At 60.1% G+C, this 23,334-nt stretch carries 17 protein-coding genes; 9 read left to right on the top strand and 8 right to left on the bottom strand.

Annotation, left to right across the window (positions count from 1 at the left end; translation table 11 throughout):
* The first annotated feature begins 250 nt into the window (after positions 1–250).
* Complete coding sequence (locus AWB64_RS19410) at positions 251–1,996, top strand: GMC oxidoreductase (RefSeq protein ID WP_060857041.1); 1,746 nt, start codon at positions 251–253, stop codon at positions 1,994–1,996.
* A gap of 754 nt (positions 1,997–2,750) precedes the next feature.
* Here AWB64_RS19410 and AWB64_RS19405 read toward each other — a convergent pair.
* The gene (locus AWB64_RS19405; protein WP_060857040.1) at positions 2,751–3,575 is read right to left on the bottom strand and encodes an EAL domain-containing protein; all 825 of its coding nucleotides are present in this window, start codon (positions 3,573–3,575) and stop codon (positions 2,751–2,753) included.
* 186 nt (positions 3,576–3,761) lie between these two features.
* Here AWB64_RS19405 and AWB64_RS19400 point away from each other — a divergent pair, with 186 nt between their 5' ends.
* From AWB64_RS19400 to hmgA, 4 genes are read left to right on the top strand one after another with little or no spacing between them, the layout of a single operon-like run.
* On the top strand, positions 3,762–4,718 hold the full coding sequence (locus AWB64_RS19400) for an MBL fold metallo-hydrolase (protein WP_060857039.1): 957 nt from the start codon (positions 3,762–3,764) through the stop codon (positions 4,716–4,718).
* Between the two features lie 7 nt (positions 4,719–4,725).
* The gene (locus AWB64_RS19395) at positions 4,726–6,399 is read left to right on the top strand and encodes an FAD-dependent oxidoreductase (protein ID WP_060857038.1); all 1,674 of its coding nucleotides are present in this window, start codon (positions 4,726–4,728) and stop codon (positions 6,397–6,399) included.
* Positions 6,400–6,421: 22 nt separating this feature from the next.
* The gene (locus AWB64_RS19390; RefSeq protein WP_060857037.1) at positions 6,422–6,637 is read left to right on the top strand and encodes a DUF2783 domain-containing protein; all 216 of its coding nucleotides are present in this window, start codon (positions 6,422–6,424) and stop codon (positions 6,635–6,637) included.
* Entirely contained in the window at positions 6,634–7,977 is a 1,344-nt protein-coding gene (hmgA, locus tag AWB64_RS19385; RefSeq protein WP_060857036.1) for a homogentisate 1,2-dioxygenase, read from the top strand. The genes AWB64_RS19390 and hmgA overlap by 4 nt, the downstream gene beginning before the upstream one ends.
* Positions 7,978–7,987: 10 nt before the next feature.
* Here the strand turns inward: hmgA and AWB64_RS19380 are convergent, their stop codons facing one another.
* Positions 7,988–9,160, bottom strand: a complete 1,173-nt coding sequence (locus tag AWB64_RS19380; protein ID WP_060857035.1) for an MFS transporter — start codon at positions 9,158–9,160, stop codon at positions 7,988–7,990.
* A gap of 235 nt (positions 9,161–9,395) precedes the next feature.
* On the opposite strand from AWB64_RS19380, the gene AWB64_RS19375 reads away from it, so the two are divergent.
* Positions 9,396–9,836, top strand: a complete 441-nt coding sequence (locus AWB64_RS19375) for a hypothetical protein (RefSeq protein WP_060857034.1) — start codon at positions 9,396–9,398, stop codon at positions 9,834–9,836.
* On the opposite strand, the gene pdeM is transcribed toward AWB64_RS19375, so the two are convergent.
* The 6 genes from pdeM to AWB64_RS19345 form a co-directional block, all read right to left on the bottom strand.
* The gene (gene pdeM / locus AWB64_RS19370; RefSeq protein ID WP_060857033.1) at positions 9,830–10,498 is read right to left on the bottom strand and encodes a ligase-associated DNA damage response endonuclease PdeM; all 669 of its coding nucleotides are present in this window, start codon (positions 10,496–10,498) and stop codon (positions 9,830–9,832) included. The genes AWB64_RS19375 and pdeM overlap by 7 nt on opposite strands.
* A complete protein-coding gene (locus AWB64_RS19365; protein ID WP_060857032.1) occupies positions 10,495–13,086 on the bottom strand; it encodes a ligase-associated DNA damage response DEXH box helicase in 2,592 nt (863 codons plus the stop codon). Before AWB64_RS19365 ends, pdeM begins: the two co-directional genes overlap by 4 nt.
* Positions 13,083–14,741: an ATP-dependent DNA ligase gene (locus AWB64_RS19360; protein WP_060857031.1), complete on the bottom strand. Its 1,659-nt coding sequence runs from the start codon at positions 14,739–14,741 to the stop codon at positions 13,083–13,085. The genes AWB64_RS19365 and AWB64_RS19360 overlap by 4 nt, the downstream gene beginning before the upstream one ends.
* Entirely contained in the window at positions 14,738–15,778 is a 1,041-nt protein-coding gene (locus AWB64_RS19355) for a ligase-associated DNA damage response exonuclease (RefSeq protein ID WP_060857078.1), read from the bottom strand. Before AWB64_RS19355 ends, AWB64_RS19360 begins: the two co-directional genes overlap by 4 nt.
* A 223-nt stretch (positions 15,779–16,001) precedes the next feature.
* Positions 16,002–16,994 (bottom strand): 2-hydroxyacid dehydrogenase, encoded by a 993-nt coding sequence (locus AWB64_RS19350; protein WP_060857077.1) that lies wholly within the window; start codon positions 16,992–16,994, stop codon positions 16,002–16,004.
* 42 nt (positions 16,995–17,036) lie between these two features.
* A complete protein-coding gene (locus tag AWB64_RS19345) occupies positions 17,037–18,020 on the bottom strand; it encodes a LysR family transcriptional regulator (protein ID WP_060857030.1) in 984 nt (327 codons plus the stop codon).
* Positions 18,021–18,617: 597 nt separating this feature from the next.
* Here AWB64_RS19345 and aspT (AWB64_RS19340) point away from each other — a divergent pair.
* The 3 genes from aspT (AWB64_RS19340) to AWB64_RS19330 all read left to right on the top strand — a co-directional run bounded on the left by aspT (AWB64_RS19340) (position 18,618) and on the right by AWB64_RS19330 (position 23,060).
* Entirely contained in the window at positions 18,618–20,300 is a 1,683-nt protein-coding gene (gene aspT / locus AWB64_RS19340) for an aspartate-alanine antiporter (RefSeq protein WP_060857029.1), read from the top strand.
* 82 nt (positions 20,301–20,382) lie between these two features.
* Positions 20,383–22,095: an aspartate-alanine antiporter gene (aspT, locus tag AWB64_RS19335; protein WP_060857028.1), complete on the top strand. Its 1,713-nt coding sequence runs from the start codon at positions 20,383–20,385 to the stop codon at positions 22,093–22,095.
* 119 nt (positions 22,096–22,214) lie between these two features.
* On the top strand, positions 22,215–23,060 hold the full coding sequence (locus AWB64_RS19330) for an aldo/keto reductase (RefSeq protein WP_060857027.1): 846 nt from the start codon (positions 22,215–22,217) through the stop codon (positions 23,058–23,060).
* The last annotated feature ends 274 nt before the right edge of the window (positions 23,061–23,334 follow it).

The raw sequence follows: 23,334 nt of genomic DNA, 5'->3' as shown, positions 1-23,334 counted from the left end.
TAACGAAGCGCGCGTCCTACGACTATTACACGCAGGTAAGGCTGGCATGAGCGCCTGAGCGCATGTGGATTGTTCGGACCCGCCTGGTGTTTCGTTAGATGAAAGATGGACGGCTTCTGTCCGGGCGTTGGCGGCACAGTGAACCGCGCGACGCGCCACGGCAGCGAAGCGTTTCAATAACGGGTGGCGACAGCGGATAAGCCGACAATACGATTGGGCGAACCGCTGCACACGAGAAGGAGCACGGGGAATGTTCATTGACAGCCGAAATGTAGAGCAGGGCGCGGTGGTGAAGACCACGGTCTGCATCATCGGGGCAGGCGTCGCGGGTATTACGCTCGCGCTCGAAATGGATAAGCACGGGATCGATACCGTCCTGCTTGAAAGCGGCGGCTATAAGCCAGACGACGCCACGCGCGATCTGTATCGCGGCGAGAACGTCGGTATTCCATACACCTATGCGGACGGCAGCCGCAGCCGTTTCCTGGGCGGCAGCAGCAATTGCTGGGGCGGGTGGTGCCGCCCGCTCGATTCATGGGACTTTGAAAAACGCGATTGGGTGAACGACAGCGGCTGGCCTTTCGGGCTCGACGAGTTGCGCCCATACTATGCCCGCACGCATGCGTTGCTCAAGCTTGGCGAAAACAATTTCGAACCTGCATATTGGGAAGCTGCCATTGGCCGTGATGATGTAAAACGTCATCCGCTGCCAAGCGGCACGGTGCGCGACACGATCTCGCAGTTCAGCCCGCCGGTGCGTTTTGGCAAGGTGTACAAAGCCGTGCTCGGCGCGTCGTCGCACGTGCGTGTGTTCCTCAACGCCAACGCAATGAACATAGGCACCGACAGCGAAGCGAAGCACGTATCGCAAATCGATGTCGGCACGCTGAGCGGGCGGCGCTTTTCCGTTTCCGCGAAGCTATTCATCCTGGCTACAGGCGGGATTGAGAATGCGCGCCTGCTGCTTGCGTCGAACAAGGTGCAGGCAGAAGGACTGGGTAACGGCAACGACATTGTCGGCCGCTATTTCATGGACCATCCGCGCACCATGCAGGGCAGCATCAAGTTCAAGAAGCCGTGGGCGCGCAACAAGCTTTATGACATCAAGTATCACTATCAGAATGCGTCGGTGTCGGCGCATGGGCAGTTCATCTCGTCTCAGTTCGCGCTGACGCAAAAGGTGCTCGAGCGCGAGCGTCTGCTCAATGCGCGCGTGTGGTTCTATTCGGTGTTTCGTGGCGAGAACACGGAAGGCGCGGAGGCGCTGATCCGTTGCAAGCAGGCTGTTTTGCAGAAGGATCAGCCTGGCTGGAATTTCTCGCAGGACCTGCTCACCATGGCAATGCATCCGGTCGATACCGCTTGCTTCGGTCTTGCACGGCTGTTGCAACCGCGTCCGCTTATCACCGACGTCAAGTTTCAGACCATCGTCGAAGCCGAGCCGAATCGCGATAGCCGCGTCACGTTGTCATCGCAGAAAGATGCGCTCGGCATGAATCGCGTGAAGGTCGACTGGCAATTGACCGAACTGGTCAAGCGCACGTTCGATCGTACCGTCACGCTGCTGGCGGAAGAAATGCAGCGCACGGGTGTGGCTGACGTTCAGCTTGATGAGCCGCTGGAAGGCAAGCCGTGGCCGGCGCAACTCGAAGGCACGTGGCATCACATGGGCACGACGCGCATGCATGATTCGCCCAGGCAAGGCGTGGTCGATCGCAACTGCCAGGTGCATGGCATGAGCAACCTGTATGTGGCGGGCAGTTCGGTATTTCCCACGGTCGGGGCGAATTTCCCGACCATCACGATCGCGGCAATGACCTTGCGGCTGTCGGAACATATTCTGAAGGCGTTGCGGGGCGAAGTTGCGCCGCTGGCATCGGTGACATCGATAGGGGCCGGCGCCGAGCGGCGCGTGTCCGTTTCCGAAGAGCCGATGCCGTTTGCTGCATCGTCGCTGCATGCGCCTTCGGATCTTGCCTTCATGGCGAAGAAGTAGGGCGGCTTGTTTGCCGGAAGGGGTGGTTGCCCTTTTGGTATTCGTAGCCGGGTTTTAGAGCCCGCCGGTGGGGACATCGGCGGGTTTTCTTTTTGTTTTGCGCGGCGCGTTTGGGGCCTGCTTCTTGGGGTTTGGTGCGGTTTGTTTTAGCTGATCTTTTTAGCACTGTTAGCCACTGTCCGTGGCGGGACTTCATTTCTTTTTCCAACGGCGAAAAAGAAACGAAGCAAAGAAAACGCCTTCCAACCGCCAATTCTTAAGTAGCCCGAGCGTGCAATTAAATCTGCTTGGGACTTCAAAAGAACCGTTGCCGCCATAACCACCAACACTTGAAACCCTCCCCCTCCGTATCCCTACATCCACACGCTTCGCCACCAGCGCTCTCGGGCAAGCACACAACCCAACGGAACCAGTTCGGCCAAACACCGGTCGCAGCGAAGCGTTGCGCGGGCCGCGCTTTCCTGTTTGAGGGCTACCCACACTGGTGGCGAAGCGTGTGGGTAGCTGGAAACGGAGCGGGAGGGGTTCAACTGTCCAGGGTTTTACGCTGAGCGTTCTTTTGAAGTCCCAAGCAGATATCAGTGCACGCTCGGTCCACTTAAGAACTAGCGGTTGGAATGCGTTTTCTTTGCTTCGTTTCTTTTTCGCCGTTTGGAAAAAGAAATGAAGTCCCGCCACGGACAGTGGCTAACAGTGCTAAAAAGGAACAACGAACAGGGAACGCGCGAAGCCCTCAAAAGCAGGACCCCCACCCCTACCCCCAGCGCCCCTCCTCGTGAATTTCAAACGCTGGCCCTTGCACAAAATTCACATCGAATTGCTGAAGTGCGTCGAACTGCGCCTCGTCCGCCACGTTGCTGAAGATCAACGGAATCCTCAACCGGTGCGCATACCCGACCAGCGGTTTAACAACAGAATCCCTCAACGCGGCCCCCGCATCCATCTTGATGAAATCAAGCCGCGCCATATCCGACACCGCCATGATCTGCCCCGCATTCGCCAGATTCCCCGCGACCTTGAACCCATACTTCTGGTAACTCTTGACGAGATACCCAAGAAACGTCCGATGCGCAACCGCCGCCGACGGCAACTCAATCACAACACGCGCCGGATTCAATCCGAACTCGATCAACACTGAAGAGAAGTGCTTGCCATGGTCGTACTTCACACTCTTCAGCAAGCGCTCATGAACACGCAAGAACAACAAGCCGGGCCGCTGCGCGCCAAAAAAATTGAACGCGTGCAACGCACGTGAAAGACGATCGAGCGCAACCAGCCGCGGGTCATCGTCGAGTTGCGCGAATGGATCGAACGGCGCACCACTAGCAGTGAGCGTCAACGCCTGGAAACCTAATTCATCGCCGAAACGCTCCGCACTTTCAACCGATGCCGTCAGCGACTGCGGCAAGCCTCGTGTGCTGATATCGAAAATAGGCTCGTAGGCGCTCGCCAGCGCGAAACCATCGTAGAACGCAATCGCGGATTCCGCACGCGCGCCCTCGCCCATGACAATGCGCGCGCCCGGAAACGGATAGTCCGAGGCGCGCAATACAAGTTGCTGAACAGTCGGCGCAGTCATCAGGTGAGGCTCTTTTGCAATGTAGCGTCGATGGTAGCAGTGCCACGCATGACGCTTTGCACAAAATCCACATATCGATATGCATCGGTATCAATGCGCGACTACATGCCTAGGGTTAACAATAGTTTTACGTATCGTAATTAGTTTTACCATGCGTAATCAATCACGACCGATCAGGAGACTCGCATGGCGGCTGAAAAGAAATTCGCGTCCCAAGCCGATCTGGCCGAAAAGAAGGTCACGTTCGAACGGCTTTCAGAACACGCGTATGCATATACGGCCGAAGGCGATCCGAACACGGGCATCATCATTGGCGACAACGGCGTGCTCGTCGCAGATACGCAAGCCACGCCCGTCATGGCGCAGGATGTGATTCGCCGGATCCGCGAAGTCACCGACAAACCCATCAAATACATCCTGCTCACCCACTATCACGCGGTGCGCGTGCTGGGCGCATCGGCGTACGGCGCGCAGGAAATCATCGCGAGCGAGGACACGTACGACCTGATCGTCGAGCGCGGCGAGCAGGACATGAAAAGCGAGATCGAACGGTTTCCGCGCCTGTTCAACGCGGTGGAGTCGGTGCCCGGCCTAACCTGGCCGACACTGACATTCAAGGGCGAAATGACGCTCTGGATGGGCAAGCTCGAAGTGAAGATCATGCAACCCGGCCGCGGCCATACGAAGGGCGACACGGTACTCTGGCTGCCCCAGGAGAAAGTGATGCTCTCGGGCGATCTGGTGGAATACGGCGCAACGCCTTATTGCGGCGACGCGTATTACCAGGACTGGCCGGCCACGCTCGATGCGCTCGCCGCGTTCAACCCGGAGAAGCTCGTGCCGGGTCGCGGCGCGGCGCTCAAGACGCCGCAGCAAGTGGCGGACGGCATTGCCGGGACGCGGGCGTTCGTGAGCGAACTGTTCAATCAGGTGAAACTCGGTGCGGCGGCCGGCAAGGATCTGAACGAGATCTACAAGCTGACGTACGCGGCGCTCAAGCCGAAGTTCGGCGACTGGGTCATCTTCGATCACTGTATGCCATTCGATGTCACCCGCGCCTTCGACGAAGCCACCCAGTATCGCGATCCGCGCATCTGGACCGCGCAACGCGACAAGGAAATGTGGCAAACGCTCGAAAGCTGAAACGATCATGGCTTTCGATAGCGACTTTCAGACGCCAAACTTCGAATATCGGCGCTCGGCGGATCAGGACGGCGATCCGCCGCTGCATCCGGTTGCCGTGATCGGCGCGGGACCGGTGGGTCTGGCAACGGCTATCGATCTGGCGCAGCAGGGCACGCCGGTCGTGCTGCTTGACGATGACCACGCGTTGTCGCCGGGATCGCGCGCCATCTGCTTTGCAAAACGCACGCTGGAAATTTTCGATCGTCTTGGTTGCGGCGACGCCATGGTGGCGAAAGGCGTGAGCTGGAATGTGGGCAAGGTGTTCCTGCAAAACGATCTGCTCTACACGTTCGACCTGTTGCCCGAAGCGGATCACGAACGGCCGGCATTCATCAACCTGCAGCAGTATTACGTCGAAGCATATCTGGCCGGTCGTGCTCGAGAGTTGCCCTCGCTCGATGCACGCTGGCAGAACAAGGTGACGGATATCACGCAGTCAAAAGATTGCGTGACGCTGCAGGTCGATACACCCGATGGCCCTTACACGCTGCATGCACGCTACGTCGTTGCCGCGGATGGCGCCCGAAGTCCCGTGCGCGCGCTGATGCATCTCGATACTCACGGCCGCACGTTCAAGGATCGCTTCCTGATCGCGGATGTCCGCATGAAAGCCGCCTTCCCGAGCGAGCGCTGGTTCTGGTTCGATCCGCCGTTTCATCCGAATCAGTCGGTGCTTTTGCATCGGCAGGCTGACAACGTCTGGCGTATCGATTTCCAGTTGGGCTGGGACGCCGATCCCATCGCGGAGAAGGCGCACGCGCGCGTGACTCCGCGCGTGCGTGCGCTGCTTGGACCCGACGTCGAGTTCGAGCTCGAATGGGTGAGCATCTACACGTTCCGATGCCAGCGCATGGACACGTTTCGCCACGGCCGCGTGCTGTTCGCGGGCGATTCCGCGCATGGCGTGTCGCCCTTTGGCGCGCGTGGCGCGAACAGCGGCGTGCAGGACACGGACAATCTCGTATGGAAACTGAAGTGGGTGATCGACGGTCTCGCGCCCGATACATTGCTGGACACGTATGCCACCGAACGCGAAGCCGCCGCCGATGAAAACATCCGCCACTCCACACGTTCGACCGATTTCATCACGCCCAAGAGCGACGTATCGCGTGTGTTTCGCGACGCCGTCTTGCGCCTCGCGAAGGACTGCGCGTTCGCGCGGCGGATGGTGAACAGCGGGCGCTTGTCGACGGCTTCCGTGCTGCACGACTCCCCGCTCAGCACACCGGATTGCGATAGTTTCGAATGTTCGCTTTTGCCCGGCGCGGTCGCCGCCGACGCGCCCATACGTTTCAACGGCCGCGACGACTGGTTTTTGCGGCACATCGGATCATCGTTTGTGGGTTTGCTGTTTGGCGAATCGTCGGACGCGCTCGCCGCGCTGCGCGATTTGGACCCTGGAATAAAGCTGGTTTTGATCGTGTCGGCGGGTTCGTTGGTCAAGGCGTGCGAGGAGATTGAGGTAATCGAAGACATCAAGGGTTTGCTCGCTCAACGTTTCGATGCACGTCCCGGCACGTTCTATCTTCTGCGCCCGGACCAGCACATTGCCATGCGCGCGCGTTGCCTAGAACCCCGAGCCGTGCGCAATGCATTCGCGCGCGCCACATGCGCCGTGGCTGAAACGCAGCCCGCATAATGAATGATCATTGAGCCATGCCATGCTTGACACCAACCTGCGCCTAGCCGATCCCGACGCCTTCTATGAAGCACTGATCGATATGCATCGCGATCTTGGCGACGACGAAAGCCAGCTCGTCAACGCAAAGCTCATCCTGCTGCTTGCAAACCACATTGGCGACATGAACGTGCTGCGCGAAGCGATGTCGATCGCGCGCCGCGACGTCGCGCAAGAACGTGAAGGGACAAATCCATGAAACCAGAATCGCCCGGCGTTTTTACTAGCCATACCGATGCAAGCCGCCATTATCAATCGGGCTTCGCCGCCGACTTCGCGACCGAGGCCCTGCCCGGCGCATTGCCGCTCGGACGCAATTCGCCGCAGCGCGTGAACTACGGTTTGTACGCCGAGCAGCTTTCGGGCACGGCGTTCACCGCGCCGCGCGGGCATAACCGGCGCTCGTGGTTGTATCGGATACGGCCGGCTGCCGTGCATCAGCCGTTCACGCAAATCGAAGGGCAGACCCGGCTGGTCGCGAACTTTGCCGACGTGCCGCCAACGCCGCCCAATCAGCTTCGATGGGACCCGTTGCCCATGCCTCAGGCACCGACTGATTTTATCGATGGCTGGGTGACAATGGCCGGCAATGGCGCCGCCGAGTCCATGCAAGGCTGTGCGATCCATCTGTACGCCGCGAACAGGCCGATGCAGGATCGCTTCTTTTATAACGCCGATGGCGAGTTGCTGATCGTGCCGCAAGACGGGCGCTTGTCCATAGCAACGGAACTTGGGCGGCTCGATATAGAGCCGTTTGAGATCGCGGTCATTCCGCGCGGCGTGCGTTTTTCCGTCACGCTTCCCGATAACAGCGCGCGCGGTTATATCTGCGAGAACTTCGGCGCGTTGCTGCGCTTGCCTGATCTGGGTCCAATCGGATCGAACGGTCTCGCGAACCCGCGCGATTTTCTTACGCCGCATGCATCGTATGAAGATCGCGAGGGCACATTCGAACTCGTCGCGAAGATGAACGGCGTATTGTGGCGCGCGGACATTGACCATTCACCGCTCGATGTAGTCGCGTGGCACGGCAACTATGCGCCGTACAAATATGATTTGCGCCTGTTCAATACCATCGGCTCGATCAGCTTCGATCATCCCGATCCGTCTATCTTTCTCGTGCTGCAATCGCAGACGGATACGCCAGGCGTGGACGCAATCGACTTCGTGATTTTTCCGCCGCGCTGGCTGGCAAGTGAGAACACATTCCGGCCGCCGTGGTTTCATCGCAATGTGGCGAGCGAATTCATGGGCCTGGTCCACGGCGTGTACGACGCGAAGTCAGAAGGTTTCATGCCCGGTGGATCGAGCCTGCACAACTGCATGTCGGGACATGGACCCGATGCCGGCACGTTCGAGAAAGCGTCGAACGCGGATACATCGAAGCCCGTGAAAGTGGGCGACACAATGGCGTTCATGTTCGAAACACGCACGCTGATCAAGCCAACGCGCTTCGCGCTTGAAACCGCTCAATTGCAGGCGCATTACTACGAATGCTGGCAGGGACTCGCCAGGAATTTCAATCCGGAGCAGCCGTAGGCGCGTTGCCTCAAACCGCCTGCCCGACGCCCATACGCCGCGCGCGTTTGTCGAGCGTTGCCGAAAGCAGTGTCAGGCCGAACGCGCCGCACGCCATTACCACGCCGACCCACGGCAACATGCTGAGCGACGCGCCCGCGCCTATTGCCATGCCGCCAAGCCACGCGCCCGTGGCATTGCCGAGATTGAATGCGCCCTGGTTCAGCGTGGAGGCAAGATTGGGCGCATCGCTCGCGCGATTCACAATCAACATCTGCAACGGCGGCACGATCCCGAACGCAAGCACGCCCCAGATGAAGATGGTGATCATCGCGGGAATCGCGGCGTGCATGGTGGCCGCGAAAATCGTTTGCACGACGATGATCGAAACCAGAAACGTCAGCAGCGAGCGCAGCAGTTTCCAGTCGGCGAGCTTGCCACCGAGCGTGCTGCCAACCGTCAGTCCAAGTCCGAATAGCAACAGCACGAGGGTGACCGCGTGCGGCGAGAGACCGGTCACGTCTTCGAGAATCGGCGTGATGTAGGTGAAGACAGAAAACAGGCTCGCCGACGCCAGCACGCTGATGCCCAGCACCATCAGCACTTGCGGATTCTTGAGCACCCTGAATTCGCGCAGGATGCTGGATTCGCGCATTTCGATGTGCTTTGGCAGGCAGACCCACAACGCGCCGGCAGCCGCGAGGCCGATCAGCGTCACGACCCAGAACGTGGCCCGCCAGCCGGCAGCCTGACCGAGCGCGGTGCCAAGCGGCACGCCGAGCACGTTCGCGAGCGTGAGGCCGGTGAACATCAGCGCAATGGCTTGCGCGCGGCGGTTCGGCGCAACGAGATCGGCAGCCACGACCGAGCCGATGCCAAAAAACGCGCCATGGCAAAACGCGGTCGCCACGCGCGCGGCCATCAGCACCCAATATCCTGGCGCAATGGCGCACAGCATGTTGCCGACAATGAACACGGCCATCAGGATCATCAGCGCTTTCTTGCGCGGCATTTTCGCGGTGACGATGGCGAGAATCGGCGCGCCGATGGTCACGCCGAGCGCATAACCGGACACGAGCATGCCCGCGGCCGGAATGGACACGCCGAGATCGCGCGCGACGTTGGGCAGCAAGCCCATGATCACAAATTCGGTCGTGCCGATGCCAAATGCGGCAATGGCGAGGGCAAGAAGGGGCAAAGGCATGGCGTGCGCGGGCTATGAGCCTGCCGGTCGCGCGTTATCGGGGTGAAGACGCTGGCTCGGGCGGGCTGAAGGGATCAAATTGTACCGAACGTTTTCGGGTTTGATCGGTGGAAACCCTGAGATTTTGAGTGCCGATTCAACGAGTTGGGATTTTTATCGGTTGAACGTGCATGTATGTTGCTTTTCCCCTTCGCCCGGTCTAGCTTGCGGAGTGCCATTTCCACAAGGATGTTCGATGAACCTATTCCGGATCGTTTTATCGCTGCTGTTTGCCGCCCTCACCGTATCTCACGCATTCGCCCAGGAAGCCGATTTGAGCGCCGGCCCTGTGCGCACTACGGCTGGAAGCGTGACATTCGTGCAGCAGGGAAATGGCATCGATGCGCAACTCAACGGCAACACCTTCGACCGGATCACCGCGCGCCGTATCGCGCATTTCGATGAGCCGTCCGGGGCGCGAATGATCGTCGAAGCCTTCGATGAAGGCGCGCCCGAACTCCTGCTTTACGATTTCACGAAGCGCCCGCCCGCGGTCGAGCGCCTGGGACGGCGCATGAAGCTCACCGGCGTGTTCTGGCAGCGCGACGAGGTCGTGCTCAAAAGCGCCGAAGGCTGGTACAGGTTCCAGCGCGGGACGTTGACCAGGCTCGTGTCATCGAAGACGATTTATCACTGAGGTTCGGGCCGCACCGCCATCACGCGCTCGCCCGCGATCACGAAAATCCGCTCGTTGCGGGCGTTTTCATTCACCTCATAACCGCCCGTGAACGCGCCGAACGCGGGCAGCACACCGGCATCGGCGGCGAAGCGGAAACACGGCAGGCGCACACTGTCGCGCCGGGCCGCCACGCGATACACCGGATGCTCATGCCCCGCGAGCGCGAATGCGCCCGCCACACGCTGCGGATAATGGCACAACGCCCACGGCCCGGTCCTGTAGGGCTCGTCCACAACTTCCATTTCCAGCGCCTCGGGCGGCCCGCCCGCATGGCGATCGTGATTGCCTTCCACCAGGATCAGCCGCAAGCCGGCATGCCGCAAACGCCATTCGGCAAGCGCGCCGAGCGTCGCTGCCGCGTGCGATTCCCGCGCGTGCAGCAGGTCGCCAAGAAAGATCACGCTGACAGGACGATGCATCGCGATCAACGCATCGAGCCGTGCGAGGGTCTCGGCGGTCGAACCTTCGGGCACCGGAATACCGCGCGCGCGAAATACGGCGTCCTTGCCGAAATGTGCATCGGCGATAAACAACGTTTTCAGCACCGGATCGAACGCCGCCCGCGCCGCCGATAAAACCAGCGCATTGCCGCCGACATCCACCGTCAACGCCTCGATCATCGGATGTTCGCCGCTTTTTCCAGATCGGCGAGCATGCGCGCCACACGATCCGAGAGTTTCTCAGTGCTCACCTTTTCGCGAAGCCGCGCGATGATCAGCGGAAACGCAAACGGCGTCGGCTTCTTCGGATGGGTGAGCGCCAGCCGGCTCGTGCTCATGGTTTGAAGCGCGGCGCGCATGCGTTCAAGTTCGAGTTCCTGCAACATCACTTCTTCCTCGGCCTGCGCGAGCAGCAGGTTGTCGCTGTCGTGCCGGCGAAAAACTTCATAGAACAATCCGCTCGATGCCTGCAATTGCCGCGCGCTTTTTTGCTGGCCCGGATGGCCCTGGAAAATCAGCCCGGACACGCGGGCGATCTCGCGAAAACGGCGCGCCGCGAGTTCCGACGAATTGAGGCTCGCGAGAATATCGTGTTCGAGATTATCGGGCGAAAAAAGCCCTTCCTGTATGAGCGTCTCCCAGTCGAACGGTCGCGCCGACAGCAACTCGAAACCGTAGTCGTTCATCGATATGGAGAACGTGCTCGGTTGATCGCGCGCGACCCGCCAGCCAATCAGCGACCCAAGGCCAATATGCGCCATGCGTCCCGCGAACGGATAACAGAACAGATGATGTCCCTCGCGCGAACGGATCATTTCGACCAGCAGCACGCCGGGCTCCGGCAACGCCGACCACTTCGCCTGCAGTTCCAGCAGCGGACGCACGGCCTGCATCTCGGGTTCGTCGTAGACGCCGTTGACGGCGCGCGCGAGCATCATCAGCGTGGCCTCGGCGAGTTCGGACGAAAGCGGCATGCGGCTGCCGGCCCATTGCGGCATCGCGCCGCGCGAGGATGTCGCGCGCTTCACGTAGGCCGTCATGTCGCGCACGCGGATGAGTTCGAGCGCGCGGCCGCCGAAGGTGAAGACGTCGCCAGGCTTCAGCCGCGAAATGAACGACTCCTCCATTGCGCCAATCCGGCCGCCCGTCATGTACGCCACGTTGATGGTCGCGTTCGCGACAATCGTCCCGACGTTGTTCCGGTGACGCCGGATCAAGTCTTCGCGCGGCACGCGATACACGCCGTTCGCGTCAGGCGTCACGCGATGAAAGTCGGGATACGCCGCAAGCGACGCGCCGCCGTGTTCCACGAACGTCAGCGCCCAATCGAATTCCTGCTGCGTGAGGTCGCGGTAAGCGTAGGTCGTGCGGACTTCGTCGAAGAGTTCCGGCGCCTTGAAGCCGCCGCCGATGGCGATGGTTACAAGATGCTGCACGAGGACATCGAGCGGCTTGTAGGGCATCTCACGGCCTTCTATGTGCCGTTCTTCCACCGCCCATCGTGCGGCGGCTGCTTCCACGAGTTCGAGCGCATGCGTGGGCACGATGGTCACGCGCGACGCGCGTCCCGGCGCATGGCCCGAGCGTCCCGCGCGTTGCATCAGCCGCGCGACGCCTTTGGGCGAGCCGATCTGGAACACGCGGTCGACCGGCAGGAAATCGACGCCAAGATCCAGGCTCGATGTACACACCACCGCTTTCAACTGGCCGTTCTTGAGACCGAGTTCGACCCACTCGCGGACTTCCTTGTCGAGCGAGCCGTGATGCAGCGCGATCAAACCGGCCCAGTCCGGCCGCAATTCCAGCAGCGCGCGATACCAGATTTCGGACTGCGAACGCGTGTTGGTGAAGACGAGCGAACTTCGCGCATGATCGATTTCGGCCGCGACCGGTTCGACCTGCCGCACGCCGAGATGACCGCCCCACGGAAAACGTTCGATGGTGCCGGGAATCAGCGTATCGACGATCAGCGTTTTCGGTTGCGCCCCGCGCACCGCGACGCGTGGTGTTTTCACGGGTGCGAGCAACGCGTCGCGGGCGAGGTCGAGATTGCCGAGCGTCGCCGATAAACCCCACACCTGCAATTCGGGCCGCCAGCGCGTGAGACGTGCGAGCGCGAGTTGCGTCTGCGTGCCGCGCTTGTTGCCGAGCAGCTCGTGCCATTCATCGACGACTACGAGGCGTACGTGTTTCATTTCATCGTCGGCATTCGCGCGCGTGAGCATCAGCGTGAGGCTTTCGGGCGTGGTCACCAGCGCCGAGGGCATGCGCTTGTTCTGGCGCGCGCGCTCGGCGGATTGGGTGTCGCCGGTACGCAAGCCAATGGTCCACGGCACCGCAAGCTCCGTCACGGCGCTCTGCAATGCACGGGCGGTGTCGGCAGCAAGAGCACGCATTGGCGTGATCCACAGGACCGTGAGCGGCGCGGCCGTCTTTTGCTCGCGTGCTTCGCTCGCGTAGGCCGCCAACGCGCCAAGCCATACGGCCCACGTTTTGCCCGCGCCCGTGGTCGCGTGCAGCAAGCCGCTCGAACCGCCCTGAATCTCCTTCCAAACCTCGCGCTGGAACGGAAACGGCTGCCATCCATTGCGTTCGAACCACGCGTTCAAGCGTGTATCGAAGGGCGTGTTTGCAGCGTCGGGATCGACCGTCATGGGCGCCGGCCGGAACAATTCGGCGACCGCATCCGCCTTCGCTTGCGCCGCGCGCGTTTTCGGCACGCGGCGCGGACGCGGCGCACGACGCCTGGCGTCAGCGGGCGTGCTCATGGTGCGACTCCATCGAGGAAACCCTTGAGCATGGCGAGCGTATCGGCGGCGTCGATCTGCTTGTCCGTGCGCCATCGCAACATGCGCGGGAATCTCACCGCAATGCCTGATTTGTGGCGCGGACTCGCCTGGATGCCTTCGAAGCCGATCTCGAATACGAGCGTCGGCGTGACGCTTCTCACAGGCCCGAATTTTTCGATGGTCGTCTTTCTCACGATGGCATCGACCTTGCGCATTTCTTCGTCGGTGAGGCCCGAATAGGCCTTTGCAAAAGGAACCAGCGTGCGCACGCCGTCGGCTTCATCCCACACGGCGAAAGTGAAGTCGGTGTATAGACTCGCGCGCCGGCCGTGGCCTCGTTGCGCGTAGAGAAGAACGGCGTCGATGGCATACGGCTCGATCTTCCACTTCCACCACGTCCCCGATGCCTTCGTGCGGCCGACGCCGTACATCGAATCGCGGCCTTTGAGCATCAAGCCTTCCACGCCGCGCCCGCGGCTTTCCTCGCGCAACGCGGCCAGTGCGTCCCAGTCGCCCGCACTCACCGCCGGCGATACCCGCAGCAAATCCACGGCGAGGTCGCTCGCCAATGCATCGAGTTGCGTGCGGCGGTCCATCAACGGCGTCATGCGCAGATCGCGGCCACCCGACTCCAGCAGGTCGTAGGCGAGAAACGTCGCGGGCGAATCCGCCAACACCTTCTTCGATAACGTCTTGCGCGTGATCCGCGGTTGCAGCCGTGCGAACGGCAAGGGTGTATCGGCGCCAGGTTCCCACGCGAGGATTTCGCCATCGATCACGGTGCCGTCGGCAAGCGCCTCGCCCAACGCGGCGATCTCGGGAAAGCGATCGGTGATCAGATCCTCGCCGCGCGACCAGAGCCACACGCGCCCGCCACGCTTCACGAGTTGCGCGCGAATTCCGTCCCACTTCCATTCGATAATCCACTCCGATGGCGACCCAAGCGTCGCCGGATCGGCCTGCAACGGATGCGCGAGAAAAAACGGATAAGGCAGGCCGATATCGCTTTCGTGCGGTGCGGCGGTTTCGTCGTCGGCGGAAGCTTCGGGGGCGATCAGCCGGAGATAGCGTGCAGCCGAAGGCGCTTGCCGCGAGTCGGTCCAGCCGACCATGCGTTGCGCGATGCGCTTGTGATCGACACCCGCAACTTCCGCCAGCGCACGCACCACAAGCTGGCGCGCCACGCCAACCCGAAAGCCGCCGCCAATCAGCTTGGTCAGCAAGAAGCGCTCGCCCCAGTCGAGTTCGTCCCAGTAGCCGAGCAAACGCGTACGGAGTTCGTCGGGGTCGAGGCCGCGCAAGGTCAGTACGCGCCCTTCGATCCATTGCGCGAGGCCGAGTTCGGACGTGCGTTCGGCCGGCGGCAGGATATGCGCGATGGTTTCGGCCAGATCGCCGACGGCCTGATAGGACTCGTCGAAAAGCCATTCGGGCAGACGGGCGCGCTCGCGGGCGAACTCGGTGAGCAGGCGCGTAGGCACGGACTGGCGCGGCTTGCCGCCGCTCAGGAAATACGACGCCCATGCCGCGTCTTCGGGTTCGGCCGCCGAGAAGTACGCGATCAGCGCTTCGAGTTTTTCTTTTGTCGAAGTCGTGCCGTCGAGTGCGGTGTATAACGCGGCGAAGCGCTTCATTGAGAAGCCGTGTCGGGTTCGGCCACGTCCGCTTCGATCGCGTCGTCGCCGTATTCGGTCGTGAATGCGCCCGCTTCGAGCCCTTGTTCGCGCAGCCATCGCACCATGGGTTCGATCTGGCCGTGCGTGACGATCACGCGCTCGGCCCCTGTCGCGCCAATGGCCATTTGCAAGCCTGGCCAGTCGGCGTGATCGGAAAGCACGAAGCCCCGGTCGAGCCCGCGTCGGCGGCGCGTGCCGCGCAGGCGCATCCAGCCCGAAGCGAAAGCGTCGCTATAGTCGCCGAAACGCCGCATCCACGTGCTGCCTTGCGCCGAAGGCGGCGCGACGACCAGCGCGCCCTTGAACACGCTCTTGTCCTTCGCGGCGATATCGCTGACAAGACGCGTCTCGGGCAACGCCACGCCCGACGCGCGATACGCCCGGTTCAGCGGTTCCACGGCGCCGTGGCAAAAAATCGGCCCAATACCGGCGTCGACTCCGGCGAGAATCCGCTGCGCCTTGCCGAACGAATAGCAAAACAGCACCGAAGCACGTCCTTCCGAGGCGTTATGCCGCCACCATGAATCGATGCCGTCGAAGATGACGCGAGACGGTTCCCATCGATAAATCGGCAAACCGAATGTGGACTCTGTAATGAAGGTATCGCAGCGCACGGGTTCGAACGCCGCGCAGGTCGGATCCGGGTCGACCTTGTAGTCGCCGGAGGCCACCCAGACGCGCCCGGCGTGTTCCACCCGCACCTGCGCCGAGCCGAGTACGTGGCCGGCGGGGTGCAGGGAGACGGAAACTCCATTTATGAGGAGCCGCTCACCATAGGGAATGCCTTGCAAATCAATACCGGGTAAACGGGAGAGCAACACGCCAACGCCCATTTCGGCTGCCAGATAGCGTGCGTGGCCAAACCGGGCGTGATCGGCATGGGCGTGCGTAATGATTGCCCGTTCGACGGGACGCCATGGATCGATAAAAAAATCGCCCGGTGGGCAATAAAGGCCTTCCGGCCTCGCGACAATCAGGTCTTTTGTTGTATCCAACCCGCCACCTGCCTGGAGAAAGCCAAAAACGGCCGAAAACAGCCGACGCAATTCAGCTCAAGCAGATGCTGTGCCTATTCAAAAACCGAGGCCATCGTCATAAAATCGTATTTGTATGACGAATACAAAATAAATATAAAATGTCCGTACTAATCAATTGACCGGTATCAAATTATCTTATTGAATTAAGTGATGTTATTGCACGCCCACTGAATGAACGAAATTAGAAATGAGTCTGATTACGCGGTGAACCGTCGAACCATGCTTTTACATTACCAAGGGTTGTATTTGCGATCTCGCTCAATGCTTCACGCGTGAAAAACGCCTGGTGTGAAGTAACGATCACGTTCGGAAAGGACAGTAACCGCGCAAGCACATCATCCTGCAAAAGATGATTCGAATGATCTTCGAAGAAAAGTCCGCCCTCTTCTTCATAGACATCGAGACCGAGATGACCTAGCTGGCCGCTTTTCAATGCATCGACAAGTGCGCTGCTGTCGATTAACCCGCCGCGTCCTGTATTGATGAGCATTACGCCGCGTTTCATCTGTGCGAGCGCGGCCGCGTCGATCAGGTGATATGTGGAAGGCAGAAGCGGGCAATGCAAGCTGACAATGTCGGACTGGGCCAGCAGCGCCTCAAGCGGCAAATATCGGGCTCCCGCTTCTATCAGGTCTGATGCGGGCGGTCCTGGATCGTGTGCAAGCAAGGTCATGCCGAAACCAGCCATGATTTTGCCGAAGACACGTCCAATGACTCCGGTGCCAATAATCCCGAGTGTCTTTCCGTGCAGATCGAAACCCAGCAAACCGTTAAGCGAGAAGTCGCCGTCGCGAGTCCGGGCATATGCGCGGTGCAGCTTGCGATTAAGCGTGAGGATTAATCCGGCTGCGTGTTCTGCTACTGCGTAAGGCGAATAAGCGGGCACCCGGACCACGCCGATTCCGAATCGCTTTGCAGCGTCCAGATCGACGTGGTTAAAGCCCGCCGAGCGCAGCGCCACCAGTTGAGTGCCGCCGTCGCGAAGCGTCCCAAGGACAGCTTCGTCGACGACGTCATTTACAAATGGACAGACCACGTTGCAACCGTGCGCGAGAACCGCCGTCTGCGCGTCGAGTTGCGATTCCTGGAACTGCAGGGTATAGCCGAAAGTCGCGTTTGCCTCGGTGAAGACGTCACGATCATATTGACGGCTGCTGAAGACGATCATGGAGATCGGCATCGAGTTGTAACCCCGCTTTAATGCAATGTTTCAGTTTCAATTAGCAATAGCGCTTGCCGGCGGCACCATCGAAAGCCGGGCCAGGATGCTGTCCGGCTGCTGCGGCACTCCAACTTCTCCGCCCGGGCCCATATGTTCAAGAGTGTAATCGATGAACGCACGGGTCTTGGCAGGCAAATACTGGCGCCCGGGATAAACAATGGACACCTTGACATCCGGGTCGTCGATTGCATAGTCGCTCAGCACGCGCACCATGGAGCCATCCGCCAGGTCGGCTGCCACAACGCCTTCGGGAAGGATTGAAATGCCCATGTGAGCGAGCGTGCCGAGCCGCACCATCAGGGCGCTGTTGACCGTATAGACGGGCGAGAGTGTGACCTGGTCAGCGCTGCTGTTGGTGCGATGACGGAAATGCCAGGTGGCGCTGCGCATCTCGCTTGGCAGTGCCACGAACGAATGATGAAGCAGGTCGGCAGGCGTGCTGGGCGAGCCGTGCTCTTCAAGATAAGCGGGCGTGGCGACTGGAATCAGCGTATTGGTTGCAACGGGACGTTCCACGAGCGCCGTGCTGGACACCATGAATGCGGTGACGATGCCCACGTCGAAGCCGTCCTCCACCAGATCGACGTGACGCTCGGACAGCGTCAGGCGCACATTGACTTTCGGATAAACCTGCCGGAATCCATCGATCAGCGGTGTCAGCGCCATCAACGACAATGATCCGGATGCAACTACGCGCAGTGTGCCACTGGGGTCTCCTTCTGTATGAGCGACCATCGATTCCAGATGATCGAGTTCTTCCAATAATGCGCGGCAGCCTTCGAGATAACGCGTGCCGGCTTCCGTAAGCGAGAGGTTGCGAGTCGTGCGATTGATAAGCCGGGTTCGCAGATGTGCTTCGAGCATGGCAATCGCGCGAGTAACAAGAGCGTTCGATACATCCAGTTGTTGCGCAGCTCTTCTAAAGCTTTCGGTTTCCGACACCCGCACGAAAACCCGCATTGCATGAATTTGATTCATCGTGTCTTACCTCTCAGTGTCCTGAATAACGTTGAACCGCATTGCGTATCACCCACGCATGCAGCGTTTTTTGATTCGGCGTCAATCGAATGCGTTGACGCAATGCGGATTGCACTTTCTTTATTTCTGGTTTGCATTCCGCATTAACGTAAGACTTTCACATTTGCGAAGTCATTGCAATGAAAAATTACACTTGCCCGGATTTTGGAATAGATCGTCTGATTTATGCATGTTTTTGATTCGAACCTTGACCCGCAGCGTTCTACTTTTGTCGCTTTACTAACAAATAGCGGTTATTTTTGAAGGAAACAACCGCTTTGGCAGGACCGTTGCCGCTTCCGGGTACGCAGAGTGAGGTAGGCTTCGTGTACGTTCCAAGTTGAATCGATTTAATGGCGTATGTTCGAGATTAAGTCTTCGCGACAATAGAACCACATAAAAAATCAAGTTATCGGAGCTTGACAATTACAAAAGCTGACGATAGCTCATCCAATTAATTTAACTTTAAAGGTGATAAGATAATTAACCGGATCCTTAATTCAATTGCTGCATGCATTTGATCGTTGCAAATCAATACGCAATCAAGGTGATAATTTCATGATCTGGAATCTTTTGGCGCGTCAACCCGAGATAGCTTTGTTCGCCAGTCTGGCAATCGGCTTTTTCATCGGCTCTTTCAAGCTGGGGCCCATACAGTTGGGCGGTGTCTGCGGAACCTTGATAGTCGCCTTGATCCTGGGTCAAAGCGGTGCGCGGCTTTCTCCAGATCTTAAAAACATCGCCTTCGCCCTGTTCATCTTTGCACTGGGTTTCACCGGAGGTCCACAATTCTTCGCGAATATCGGCCGGGGCTGGCGCTACGGGCTGCTTTCAATCGTGGAGATCGTTGTCGTGATCGGACTGGTGCTGGGCGCGGTTGTGTTGTTCAAGCTCGATCGCGGCACGGCAGCCGGACTGCTTGCGGGCGCCGCGACAGAATCCGCCGTGGTCGGCACGGCATCCGAGGTGATCGGCAAGCTGTCCTTGCCCGCCGCCGAAATCGCGCGGCTGCAGGCCAATATTGTCACGGCGTATAGCGTGAGTTACCTGTTCGGACTTGTCACCATCGTCCTGTTCGTGAGCCAGATCGCGCCGCTGATGCTGCGCGTGAACCTGCGCGACGAAGCCGAGCGCCTGTGGCGCAGCCTGGGCGGCGACAGCGCGCTCGCGGAAGGGCAGCAAGTCGCGGCGCCGTCGCTGGTGGCGCGTGAAGTCCGCGTGACAGGCGCGGCGCAGATGCGCGTCGACGCGCTGGAACAGCGCTTTGGCAATGAGATCACCGTCGGACGCGTCATGCGTGGCCGCTCGATAGTCAAGGCGCAGCCGGGTCTCGTGTTGAAGCGCGACGACCGCATTGTGATCGGCGGGCGCCGCGCCGCATTGGTGAACGCGCTGCCGTCCATTGGCGAGGAAGTCACCGGAAGCGACGTGGCGGACGTCTACGCCGAAACGCTCGACGTCATGCTCACACGGCGCGAAGTGCACGGCCTGACCGTGGCGCAGGTACGCGCCCGCGCAACCCCGGCCGATAGCCATGGCGTCTATATCTCGGCCGTCACGCGCCTCGACAGCACGATCCCCGCTCTGCCTGGGACGCAGTTGCATCGCGGCGACGTGCTGACGCTGATTGGCGCCGCCGAGGACGTCAGGCGCGGCGCGGCGAAGCTTGGATATATCGTGCGCGCGACGCTGAAGACCGATTTCGTCTTTCTTGGCATTGGCGTGATCCTCGGGATTCTCGTAGGACGTTTGAGCGCCCGGCTGGGCGATATCCAGATCGCGCTCGGCACGGGCGGCGGCTGTCTGCTGTCGGGATTGTTGTTCGGCTGGATCCGCTCGCGTTTTCCGCTGATCGGGTCGCTCCCTTCCGCCGCCGCGCAGGTGCTCAAGGACTTCGGGCTGTGCACATTTATCGCCGCGGTGGGTCTTGGCGCCGGCGCCGACGCGATTCGCCTCATCCGTGAATACGGCATTGCCTTGCCGGCGGCGGGCGTCGTCATCACGCTCGGGCCGGCGCTCGTTTCGCTCGCCATCGGCCGCTGGCTGCTCAAGCTGGAAGTGCCCATGCTGCTGGGCGCCATTGCGGGCCAGCAATGCAGCACGCCGGCAATCAGCGCGCTGGTTGGGGTGACAGGAAACGCAACGCCTGTTATTGGTTACACGATCACGTATGCGTTATCGAACGTGCTGCTGCCGCTGATGGGGCCGCTGATTGTCGGACTTGCGGGCAAGTTCGGGTAGGAAGTCTTTGAAAGGCAACGGGAGTGTGCGGTAAAGGCGTTGAAGCGGGAAGTCCGACGGTACACAAACCAGCGAGGGCATTATGGAATGGATACATCAGATTCTCACGAAGTCCCCGGAAATCGCTTTATTCCTGTCGCTTGCGGCGGGTTACTTCATCGGCCAGATCAACTTCGGGAAGTTCCAGCTTGGCGGCGTGGGCGGCTCGCTCCTGGCCGCGGTCGTGATCAGCCAGTTTGGCGTCCAGATCGATAACGGCGTCAAGTCCGTGATGTTCGCCATCTTCATCTACGCAGTCGGCTACGACTCGGGTCCGCAGTTTTTCAACTCCTTGTCGCGCAAGACGCTGCGCGAGATAGCAATGGCCGTGTTCCTGGCAGTTTCCGCATTGCTGACGGTGCTCGTGTGCGCGAAGCTCTTCGGGCTGAACAAGGGCATTGCGGCCGGGTTGGCCGGCGGGGCGCTCACGCAGTCGGCGATCATCGGTACGGCGGGCGATGCCATCGCGCGGCTCGGCCTGCCCGTGGCCGAGACCAAGTCCCTGCAATCCGATGTGGCGATCGCCTACGCCGTGACGTACGTGTTTGGGTCGCTGGGCGCGATCATCGTGTGCGTGAATGTGCTGCCGAAGTTCATGGGACAAGGCTTGAAGGAAGCGGCCGCCGAAGCCGAGAAGAGCTTGCTTGGCGGTTCTGTCGCGCATGGACCAGGACAGACGCCCGCCTTGCCGGAGCTGGTCGGACGCGCTTACCGGATCACCGGCGCTCCTGCTGGAAGCGTGACGGGCGGGGCTGCGGGCCGCACGGTCGCCGAGATCGAGCTGGCCGAGTCGGACATGATCACCATCGAGCGGATCAGGCGTGCCGGCAAGGCGCTGGAACCGCGTCCGGACGTGATGTTGCAGGCGAACGACGTTGTGCTCGTGGTCGGGCGGCGCGAGGTGATGGTCGCGGCGGCAGCGAATATTGGCGAGGAAGTAGCAGATACCGACGGCATCAGCGTGGTCATGCAGAACCGGCAAGGCGTGTTCACGAGAAAGGGCATGAATCACATGACGATCGCCGCGGTGCGCACGACGGTAGATCGCGATTTGCGCCATGGCGTGTTCGTGCAGGAGATCAAGCGTGCTGACCAGCCGTTGCCGATCCTGCCCGAAACCAAGCTAGAGCATGGTGACGTAATCACCTTCTACGGATCGCCGCAGGACACCAAGCGCGCCGTCGATGCAGCCGGTTACGAACTGCCCGTCACGAACAAAACGGACTTCATCTATATGGGTGTGGGCATTGTGTTGGGATTGTTGATTGGCTTGATCGTGGTGAATGTTGGCGGGGTGCCGCTGACGCTGGGTTCGGGCGGCGGCTGCCTGCTTGCGGGGTTGCTGTTCGGCTGGATGCGCGGCAAGCATCCGATGTATGGCGTCATGCCCTCGGCGGCGTCGCAGTTGATGAAGGACTTCGGGCTTGCGGCGTTCGTGGCGGCTGTCGGCTTGAATTCAGGCTTGCAGGCGGTGGTGACGGTCAAGCAAAGCGGCATGACCATTTTCCTGCTGGGTGTAGTCGTCACGGTTTTGCCGCTCATCCTGACCATGATCTTTGGCCGCTACGTCCTCAAATACACCAACGCGGCGCTTTTGGCGGGCGCGCTGACTGGGTCGCGCAGTGCGAACCCTGCGTTCGGCGCGCTGCTGGACAAGACCGAGAGTGCGGTGCCTACGGTGCCGTTCGCGATCACGTATGCGCTGGCCAATGTATTGCTGACGTTGCTGGGACCCCTGCTGGTGGGTCTCGTCTGATCAACATACGGATGCGTGCTGGCGAACGGACCATGTTTGCACGCATCCGTGTTGTAAATTATTGAACTGGCGCGCGCATCCGTGGCCCAACCAGACTTCAAGACCGTGTGAGATTTCCGATGACTTCGCAAAACAAAACCGTTCGACTTCTGTCCGGAGAACAGATCCCGGCATTGGGCCAGGGAACATGGGAGATGGGCGAAAATTCGCGCGTTCGTGGTGAAGAAATCAAGGCGTTGCAAACCGGTGTTGATTCAGGGCTGACGCTTATAGATACCGCCGAGATGTATGGCGATGGTGACAGTGAAAAACTGATTGCTGAGGCGTTGGGTGATCGCAGGGAGGAGCTGTTTATAGTCAGCAAGGTGTATCCGCACAACGGCAGTGAAACCGGCGTGAAGGCTGCATGCGAGCGAAGCCTGAAGCGGTTGCAAACTGACCGAATCGATTTGTACTTGCTGCACTGGCGCGGCGGTGAGGATCTTGAAGGCGTGATTGCGGGGTTTGAGAGTCTCAGGGCTGCTGGCAAGATTCGGCACTGGGGTGTGAGCAATTTCGACACCGACGACATGATCGAACTTTTTGCGCTTGAAAACGGCAACCGCTGCGCTGCAAATCAGATCTTGTACAACGTGGCGCGCCGCGGCCCGGAGTTCGACCTGCTACCCTGGATGCGTGAGAGAAGTGTACCCGCGATGGCCTACAGTCCGGTAGACCACCTGCGGCTGCCGAATCAAAGTATCTTGAACGATATTGCCGCGGCACGCGGTGTGTCGCCAATGCAAATTGCGCTTGCGTGGGTATTACGGCAACCGGAGGTCATCGCGATCCCGAAAGCGTCGACCGTAGCACATGTGATTGAAAATGCGGCGGCGCGGGACATTACGTTATCGGAGGAAGAACTGTCGCAGATCGACGCGCAATTCAAGCCACCGAAATCAAAGCGCTCGCTCGAAATGCTCTAGTGCGCAAGCGCGCGCGGAGCTTGCCCGAGAACGCTGGTGGCGAAGCGTGTGGATGTAGGGATACGGAGGGGGAGGGTTTCAGGTATTGGTGGTTATGGCGTCGAGGGTTCTTTTGAAGTCCCAAGCAGATATCACTGCACGCTCGGTCTCCTTAAGAATTAGCGGTTGGAAGGCGTTTTCTTTGCTTCGTTTCTTTTTCGCCGTTGGAAAAAGAAATGAAGTCCCGCCACGGACAGTGGCTAACAGTGTTAGAAAGATCAACGAACACGAAACG

It is taken from the genome of Caballeronia sordidicola (assembly GCF_001544455.2).
GTDB lineage: Bacteria > Pseudomonadota > Gammaproteobacteria > Burkholderiales > Burkholderiaceae > Caballeronia > Caballeronia sordidicola.
The sequence above is the reverse complement of the archived record's forward strand: the minus strand, read 5'-3'. Positions and strand labels throughout refer to the sequence as shown.